The organism is Streptomyces sp. NPDC085866 (genome assembly GCF_044541035.1).
Taxonomy (GTDB): Bacteria; Actinomycetota; Actinomycetes; order Streptomycetales; family Streptomycetaceae; genus Streptomyces.
Map to the genome: position 1 here is coordinate 74,815 of NZ_JBITSQ010000005.1, position 7,695 is coordinate 82,509.

Consider the following 7,695-nt stretch of genomic DNA (forward strand, 5'->3'; position numbering starts at 1 on the left):
AGCGTGGGGACTCCCTAGCCGCGCCCGATCACCAGCCCGTACTCCAGGGCGCTCGTCGACGACGGGAGCCCCAGGCTCTTCGGCGTCAGGGTCCTGGAACCCGTCGCCGTCGTGCCCTGCGCGGTGCCCGGGAGGAGCCAGACGCCGCCCTGGGCGGCGTTCTCGCCGGGAGCGCCTGCCGCGAGGTCCGCGTAGCCGTCGGCGTCGTAGTCCTGAAGGCGGACCGATGCGCCGAACCGGTCGCTCGTCTCCGCGGTGCCCGGGACGCCGCTGCTGTTCTGGGTGAAGCCGACGCTCGTCGCCGTACCGCCGGAGGACAGCAGGCCGGTGGCGGTGCCGTGGACGAGGACCACCGTGCCCGCGTTCTGCTGCGAGCCCACCGCCTCGTACTCGTCGCCGATGGCGAGGTCGGCGTAGCCGTCGCCGTCGATGTCGCCCGCGGCGACCGCTGCGCCGAGGCGGTCCTCGGACTCGGCGGCGCCGGCGATGCCCGGAGTGTCCTGCTGGATCTCCTGGGTGCGGGCGCCGAAGCCGTCGGACTTCGAGCCGTACGCCACCTTCACCAGACCGCCCTTGAACACCTCGGCACGACCCGTGGAGTAGTCCGCGCAGTCCGGAGCGTCCTCCTCGTAGTTCGGGTAGCAGTAGCCGAGGGCCAAGTCGTCCGTGCCGTCCGCGTCGAAGTCGGCGGCTGCGAGGGAGACGGCGGAGGCCGTGGTGCTCCACAGCTGTACCGGGGCGCCGTCCTGCCAGCGGTAGATCCGGACGAATCTGCTCTCCGTCGCCTTGATCGAGACCGCGAGGTCGTCGTCGCCGTCGCCGTCGAAGTCGCCGGTGGTCAGGGCCGTCACGCCGCCGAGGTCCGCCCCGGCGATCTCCCCGCTCAGGGTGTCCGGGGAGTCGGCGGTGAGCGGGCCGGGACGCAGCACAGCGCCGCCGTGCTCCTCGCCGCTGCGGCTGAGAACCAGGTCGGTGCGGCCGTCGCCGGTCACGTCCCCGGCGGCGATCACCGCGCCGATCCGGGAGAACTCGCTCGCACCTTGCGCGACCGTGTAGCCACCGCTGGTGAAGCCGGAGGCAGAGCCGCGCAGCACGGTGACGGTGCCGTGTTCGGCGGACTTGTCGGCGGAGAGCGACTCGCTGGAGGCGCCCACGACCAGGTCGGCGTAGCGGTCGCCGTCGACGTCCGCGGCGGTGACCGCGGAGCCGAAGAGATCACCCGCCTCGGGGGTGCCCGGCACGCCGCTCGTGGCCTGGCTGATCCGTACGGAGCCGTACTTGCCCGGTCCGTCCGGGCCACCCCACACGACGTTCACATAGCCGGCCTTGGCCTTGTCGCCGACCTGCCCGGAGGGCACGCCCACCGCCAGGTCCGGGTAGCCGTCGCCGTTGAAGTCTCCCTGCGGCGCGGCGGCGTCGGTGGCCTGCGCGGCGGTGGGCGCGGTAACGCCCAGCAGGGTCGTCGCGCAGATCACCGTCGCGGAGAGGATCTTGTTACGCATCGTTGTCGTTTCTCCTGTTGGTACTCAAGGCAATCGGTGTGAACCGGTGTGGTCAGTGGGCGAAGACATCCGCGAACTTGCGGCCCTCGACCACCGGATAGCCGAAGTCGCTCGCGTTGAAGGCGGTTGCGTACGAGGCCGTCAGGCCCGAGGTCGTGCCGCGCAGCACCCACGCCGCCCCGTCGTCGTACCCCCCGGGCACCACGTCCTCGCCGACCGCGCCGATCGCCAGGTCCGCCCTGCCGTTGCCGTTGATGTCGCGCAGCCGCAGCGAGGAGCCGAAGTGGTCGCCGGCCTCGGCGGCGCCCGGTACGCCCGGCGTGGCCTGGTGGAAGGACTGGGCCCCGTTCGTGGTCAGTCCGGCCGAACTGCCCCTGAAGAACACGATGTCGCCGACGCTTCGGTGGCCGTCCACGCCCTCGTACGGGGCGCCGACCGCGATGTCCGCGTAGCCGTCGCCGGTCGCGTCGCCCACCGCGACGGCGGCGCCGAAGCTGTCGTAGTCCTCGTCGGCGCCCGGCACACCGGCGCTGGCCTGGGTGTACTTGGTGCCCGTGGCGGGCAGTCCGGCGGCCTTGCCGTACCGCACGGTGAACGAACCGCCCTTGCCGACCCTCGGGTTGCCGGTGACCAGATCGTCGTAGCCGTCGCCGTTGATGTCGCCCGCCGCGACGGCCCTGTCCCAGGAGGTGTCGCCCGCTTCGTAGCCGTCGGCCAGCACCGTGTAGCCGGAGCCGATGTCGCCGGGACCGCCGCGCAGGAGGCCCACGTAACCGTGGGTGGCGCCGGTGCTGTCCCTGCGGCCGCCGTGCACGACGAAGTCGCTGCCGTCGGTGGCGGAGAAGTGCCCGGCGACGATCCCGTCCAGGTCTACGCCCTCGGGCAGGAACCCCACCTCCGGCGCCAGCGCGCCGTCCTGGGTGGGCTTCCCGTCGGCATACCACCAGAAGGTGTTGCCACCGACGACGACCAGGTTGCCGGTGCCGTCGCCGTCGAGGTCGGCGAACGCGGCGCCCGTCCCGAACGCGCCGGCCTCGGCGTTCGGGGCGGTGAGCACGGTGCCGCCGGACGTGAACGGGTTCGCTCCGCCCCAGACGATGGTCACCGAGCCGTTCGGCTTGCCCGTGATCCGCTCGTAGGGTGCGCCGACGATCAGGTCGGCGTAGCCGTCGCCGTCGACGTCACCGCTGGTGACGTTCTCGCCGAACTGGTCCACGGACTCCGAGGTCCCGGGAACGCCCGGGGTGTTCTGGGTGATGTTCACCGACCGGGAAGGGCTGACGCCGGAAGACGAGCCGAACAGGACGGTGACCGTGCCACCGCTCGCCTTGGGCGTACCGATGGCCAGATCGCGATACCCGTCACCGTTGAAGTCGTCCCACAGCCCGGAGGGCGCCGCACCGGCACCGGGTGCGCCCAGTCCTGCAACGGCAAGGGCAGCAGCCACCGCAACGGCGAAGGTACGTATGCGCAAGGTCATGCTCCCGTCAGTGAACCGAGGCTTCAGCGACGTACGACACGCGTGGTGAACGAAGGGTTGTACACGACAAAGCACAAGGTGAACGCGCGCCATCACCACCGCTACCGCGGTGGGCAGGCGTTCTTCCCCTCAGCGGCGGGCGGCAGTTCACCTACGTGTGGTCGCCCCGGCACCGGAGGGCCACGCCGAGTCCTGGACCAGCGCGGCAGAGTGCGCCGGCCTCGACGCGGCGCTCGACGGATGGGCACCGCAGGTGCGGGGGCTCGTCGAGGCGGCTCGGAACGTACGGCGCTGGGCGCTGTACGTTCTGAGCCGCTGTGGCGCTGGAGCACCCCCCCCGCACCACCCTGCTCGGCGACGCGGTCCACCCGATGCCGCCCCACCACGGACAGGGCGCCAACCAGGCCATCGAGGACGGCGTCGCACTCGCCGTCTGCCTCGCCGAGGCGGGCCCCGGCGGCGACGGCATCGCCGCCGTCCTGGCCCGCTACGAGGCGGTGCGCCGCCCGCACACCACCTGTGTGCAACTGGGCTCGCGGGACGGTGGTGGACGCGGCCCCGGCAAGGGGGTGCGGGACCAGGCGGCGGGCGTGCGCGCTACATCTCCGGAGACGGGTAAGGACATCGGCCCGCACAGTGCAGTGCGGGCCGATTCGCGTGTGGTCGCCCTTTAGGAGGCTGTTGGTGTGGCGGTTGAGGCCGGCGTCTTGCCGGGCGCGGTGGGCTGCCCTGTGAAGACGACGAGGTGCCATGTGCCCTTGTCGCGGGTCACCGTGAAGGTGTCGGTCATGGGTTTGCCCGCCTTGTCAGTGGCGGTGAGATGGGCGCTACCGGTGTTGGGGCCCATGTCGTGGTCGATCTCGAGGTTGCTGATCTTCCATCCTCGTCCGCCCTTGTCGGCGAGGATCTTTGAGGCTTCTCGTCGCGACCAGGGCTCGTCCTTCACGCCGCCGATCCGGATGAGACCGGTCGTACTGCGTGCGTTGAGAGCGGAGATGTAGTCGTTGACGGCCTGGCGTGCGCCGTCAGTCGGTGAGGCAGCGGGTTTGGCTTCGTCCTTGTTTGACGAGCAGCCGGCCAGGGCCAGTAACGCGAGCGCGGCGACGGCGATGCGGCGACGGTTCATGGCAGGGTTCCTTCTTCTCCTGTGAGGGGTCGGCAGCCTGTCACGTGCGATGGGCGTACCACCAGGTGTTCGGGTGGTCGGAGACGAGCGTGTTCACGGGCTTGTTGTGCGTGTCGTGGGTGTGGTAGGTGAGGTAGGGCATGCCCCTGTACTTCTTGGTGACGAACATCGAGTGATCGATGACGTTGTTGCGGTTCCAGTCAGCCTGGAGAACATCCGAAGCGAGCAGGTCGTACACGTTGCGAAGCGCCTTCGTCCGCTTCGAGTGCTTGATCGCGAACCAGTACCAGTTCTCGGCTCCGCCCCAGGTGTACGAAGTCCAGATACTGGTGGGCCCGTAGAACCAGTACTTGTTGCTCGTGCGCTGGATGATGGAGCCGCCCGCGGGCCAGCCGCCGGCGAGCATGATCTGCGACAGGAAATTCGTGCAGTCATTGCCGCCGTAGGTGCGGAAGGCGGAGTTGTGGTGTTTCCAGTACTTGTCCGCGTAGGCGATCATCTTGTTGTAGCTGTACGCGGCTGTCGCGGCGGGTTTCACTGCTCCGGGCCCGGTTTCGGTGCCGGTCTCGTCAGGCGGCGTGGTGCTGGAACCCTCGCCCTTGGCCCCCTCGTCCTCGTCCGCGGTTCCACCCTCGTCCGTTGTCTCCGGTTCCACATCGACGTCGGAGACCTGTGTGGTCGGCGTAGGTCCGCTCCCGGCGTCCGCCTTGTCTGAGGCCAGAAGCCACGTGCCGTCGTCGGCCTTCGTGAACTTGACCGTATGGGGGAGGGACGACTCCTCGTATTCGGGAGCGCCGTCCTCGATTTCCTTCTGCGTGAACGGGAAGTACAGGCGGGTGTCTTCGGTGAGTCGAAGCGTGGCCTGTTGCCCGTCGACCGTGGAGTCGTCGACACTGACCTCGACCTGGGCCTTGGTGTAGGTGGTGCCGATCTTCTCGTACCGCTCCCTCTTGGCGGCCAGCGCGGACAGATCGTCCTGCGTCTGGGCCGACATGGCGGGCGTTGCCTTGATGCGGGCTGCGACACCCCGGAGGGTGGGCGGGCTGGTCGTGAGCATGTCGGCGCGCTGCTGAAGGTAGCCCTCGGCAAGCTGTGACAGTGACGATGCGGTGGCGTCCGAAGAGGAAGGGGCGTCGTTCGGGACGGCGCTCGCGGGTATGTCGACGAGTGCGAGTATCGCCGCCGTGCCGGCCGCGGCGAAGGCGAGTCTGCGCTGCGCAGGGCGCATGAGACCTCCTGATCATGAGCTGACTGGTCGCCGTCAGCCTGTATGAGAAGAGATCAAATCCGGGCGGAGCGTTTCCTTCTGGCTCTTTTCCTGCTCGGGAATGTCCGATTCCTCACCGCCTGACGCTTCAGCCCCAGCAGCTGCTTGAGCCATGGGCGTGCCGAACGCACGGGTCACGGGCCTGTCTGCCAAGCTCAGGTGTCCCTGATGGTCTCGGCGAGCGGTTGGCAGCGGAGTCCGGCGGCTACCGCACGGCTGGAGTCGACCGGCCACACGCCCGCATGTGTACGCCAAGCGGCAACTCGGTCCACTGCACGGCGCCCTGCTCGTTCAACGCCGTGCCGTAGTACACGCCCTCGGGCAGCCCGACAGCCAGTGCGCGGGCTTCGTCGAGGTGGATCTGTGCGGCTGAGGGACTGTTCGCCCTCCCGGCGATGACGGCAGCCCTCATGTGCAGAGCGCCCCGTGCCGCGATCCGCACCGCATCGTTTGGGGCCGGTGCTGCGTCGAGGGCGTGCTCCAAAGCACGCAGTCCAGCGGCGTGGGCGCGTGCGGCGAAGAAGGTCTCCGTGCGCACGTAGGCGACAGAGGCGGCCAGGAGGGAGTCCTCGGCGTCAGGAGCGGCCCACCGCATGAGGTCGACCAGACGAGCGGACAGGTCGTGGGCACCGAACTTGTAGGCGACGGCGTCGGCAGAGCGGTAGGCCCTGACCAGCAACGCGGCCAGCTGGTTGCGCTCGCCGCCGGGGGCTGCGTGGTAGGCGCGCGCGAGTTCGGTGAGCAGGTCTGGCAGATTGCGGGCGATGCGGGTGTACTGGGCTGCCAGACGCCAGAGGGCAGCTTCGTTCACCGCTGCCCGCAGCTCGCCGAGGGGGCGGACCGGTCCCTCGTCGGGGAGATCGTAGGTGGCGATCGCGGCCGACAGCGCAGGCAGCGCGGCATGGACCGGGGTGCGGGTCGGCTCCGCGTCGTAGCGCAGCCGGGCCGGGTCCACACCCATGGCGTCGGCGAAGGCGTCCAGCATGCCCTCGCTGGGATTGCGCTCGCCACGCTCGATCTTGCGGACGGCGCCCAGGGAGGCACCCGACGCATCAGCGAGCTGCTGCTGCGTCATGTGGGCCGACCTGCGCTGGTAGGCGATCCGCTGTCCTACGCCCGAATAAATAAGTATGGGCATTCTGGCTCCAGTTCGGTGCATCCACTCCGAACCGTACTTGCGCGAAGACGCAGCGTGTACATGAACGGCCCGCCTTGGGGCCGCTTCGGAGGTCAGCGTCCCGTGATGTCGATCAACTCGGTGAGGTTGTCGATGCGCCAGTCGGCCGCCGCAGCAACCTCGGGATCGTGCGCCCACAGATATCCCCATGGGCCGCGTCGGAGATGCGCTGCCTTCAGGCCGGCTTGCTTCGCGGGAATGATGTCGTTCGCCGGGTGATCGCCCACGTAGAGCGTCCGGTCGGCGGGGGTCTGGGCCACGTCCAGGACTCGCGCGAAGAACTCCGGCTCAGGCTTGGCCACCCCCCACTCTCCTGAGGTGACCACCAGGTCGGCAGGGAGGGCCAAGCCGCGGAGCAATTCACCCGCTCGTGTCGTCTGGTTGCCGGCGATGATGACGCGCATCCCGGCCTGTCGCAGTGCGGACAGGGTGGGCCGAACGTCGTCATAGAGATCGCTCTCGTCCAGCTGTTCGCCGCGGCCGGCCGCTTCACGGGCACGGTATTCGGCTGAGACGTCGACGCCTGGCCGAATGAGCCGTAGGGCTTCCGCGTTGTCGAGACCTTGGGCAACGACAGCGCCGACCAGCGCGGAGAGGGTGTGGCGGGGGACGCCGATCCAGTCCGCCCAAGACGCCCAGTAGCGGTCGTCCCTGGTGATCGTCTCGCCGATGTCGAACACGATGGTCTCAATCACCTGGGGAAGCCTACGGCCCTTGAGAGTCGGTGTTCGTGGCGGCCATACCGCGCGAGCATCGGCGTCGGGGGGCCGTTGCCGTGCCTGCGCCGCCCCGCGCAAGGGGGCGTCCTCGGGGACGTATAGACGCCCGATACGGCACTGATAGCGCCGAGTTCAACCATGGGCCAGACCTGTCCACACAGAAGGGACGTCCCATGGCCGAACAGACGACCGACGACGCCGTGTACCGCGTGGTGCTCAACGACGAGGAGCAGTACTCGATCTGGTGGGCCGACCGTCCGCTGCCGGCCGGCTGGCACGCCGAGGGCACCGAGGGCTCCCGCGAGGAGTGCCTGGCGCGCATCGACACCGTGTGGACCGACATGCGTCCGCTGAGCCTGCGCCGCCGTATGGCCGAGGCCGAGTCGACGGCGGCCTGAGACGCCGCACTCCACGCCGAGCCCCT

General features: G+C 69.4%; 8 protein-coding genes. 2 read left to right on the top strand and 6 right to left on the bottom strand.

Going from position 1 to position 7,695, the window contains the following annotated elements:
* Positions 1 to 14 precede the first annotated feature (14 nt).
* Positions 15 to 1,502, bottom strand: coding sequence for an FG-GAP-like repeat-containing protein (locus ACIF83_RS13380; protein ID WP_399726423.1), 1,488 nt, complete (start codon positions 1,500 to 1,502; stop codon positions 15 to 17).
* A gap of 52 nt (positions 1,503 to 1,554) precedes the next feature.
* Positions 1,555 to 2,982 (bottom strand): FG-GAP repeat protein, encoded by a 1,428-nt coding sequence (locus ACIF83_RS13385; RefSeq protein ID WP_399726426.1) that lies wholly within the window; start codon positions 2,980 to 2,982, stop codon positions 1,555 to 1,557.
* 317 nt (positions 2,983 to 3,299) lie between these two features.
* Between ACIF83_RS13385 and ACIF83_RS13390 the strand changes: the two genes are divergently transcribed.
* The gene (locus tag ACIF83_RS13390; RefSeq protein ID WP_399726429.1) at positions 3,300 to 3,656 is read left to right on the top strand and encodes an FAD-dependent oxidoreductase; all 357 of its coding nucleotides are present in this window, start codon (positions 3,300 to 3,302) and stop codon (positions 3,654 to 3,656) included.
* Here the strand turns inward: ACIF83_RS13390 and ACIF83_RS13395 are convergent.
* The 4 genes from ACIF83_RS13395 to ACIF83_RS13410 form a co-directional block, all read right to left on the bottom strand.
* Positions 3,653 to 4,108 (bottom strand): hypothetical protein, encoded by a 456-nt coding sequence (locus ACIF83_RS13395; RefSeq protein ID WP_393468540.1) that lies wholly within the window; start codon positions 4,106 to 4,108, stop codon positions 3,653 to 3,655. The two genes, ACIF83_RS13390 and ACIF83_RS13395, sit on opposite strands and share 4 nt — an antisense overlap.
* Positions 4,109 to 4,148: 40 nt before the next feature.
* The gene (locus ACIF83_RS13400; RefSeq protein ID WP_399726433.1) at positions 4,149 to 5,336 is read right to left on the bottom strand and encodes an amidase domain-containing protein; all 1,188 of its coding nucleotides are present in this window, start codon (positions 5,334 to 5,336) and stop codon (positions 4,149 to 4,151) included.
* Positions 5,337 to 5,580: 244 nt separating this feature from the next.
* Positions 5,581 to 6,513: a helix-turn-helix domain-containing protein gene (locus tag ACIF83_RS13405; RefSeq protein WP_399726436.1), complete on the bottom strand. Its 933-nt coding sequence runs from the start codon at positions 6,511 to 6,513 to the stop codon at positions 5,581 to 5,583.
* Positions 6,514 to 6,605: 92 nt separating this feature from the next.
* Positions 6,606 to 7,247 (bottom strand): HAD family hydrolase, encoded by a 642-nt coding sequence (locus ACIF83_RS13410; RefSeq protein WP_399726439.1) that lies wholly within the window; start codon positions 7,245 to 7,247, stop codon positions 6,606 to 6,608.
* A gap of 197 nt (positions 7,248 to 7,444) precedes the next feature.
* On the opposite strand from ACIF83_RS13410, the gene ACIF83_RS13415 reads away from it, so the two are divergent.
* Complete coding sequence (locus tag ACIF83_RS13415) at positions 7,445 to 7,669, top strand: MbtH family protein (RefSeq protein WP_393468553.1); 225 nt, start codon at positions 7,445 to 7,447, stop codon at positions 7,667 to 7,669.
* Positions 7,670 to 7,695 lie beyond the last annotated feature (26 nt).

Coding starts and splice junctions, on each gene's coding strand:
- ACIF83_RS13380 (WP_399726423.1), bottom strand. CDS start 1,502: ATGCGTAACAAGATCCTCTCCGCGACGGTGATCTGCGCGACGACCCTG.
- ACIF83_RS13385 (WP_399726426.1), bottom strand. CDS start 2,982: ATGACCTTGCGCATACGTACCTTCGCCGTTGCGGTGGCTGCTGCCCTT.
- ACIF83_RS13395 (WP_393468540.1), bottom strand. CDS start 4,108: ATGAACCGTCGCCGCATCGCCGTCGCCGCGCTCGCGTTACTGGCCCTG.
- ACIF83_RS13400 (WP_399726433.1), bottom strand. CDS start 5,336: ATGCGCCCTGCGCAGCGCAGACTCGCCTTCGCCGCGGCCGGCACGGCG.
- ACIF83_RS13405 (WP_399726436.1), bottom strand. CDS start 6,513: ATGCCCATACTTATTTATTCGGGCGTAGGACAGCGGATCGCCTACCAG.
- ACIF83_RS13415 (WP_393468553.1), top strand. CDS start 7,445: ATGGCCGAACAGACGACCGACGACGCCGTGTACCGCGTGGTGCTCAAC.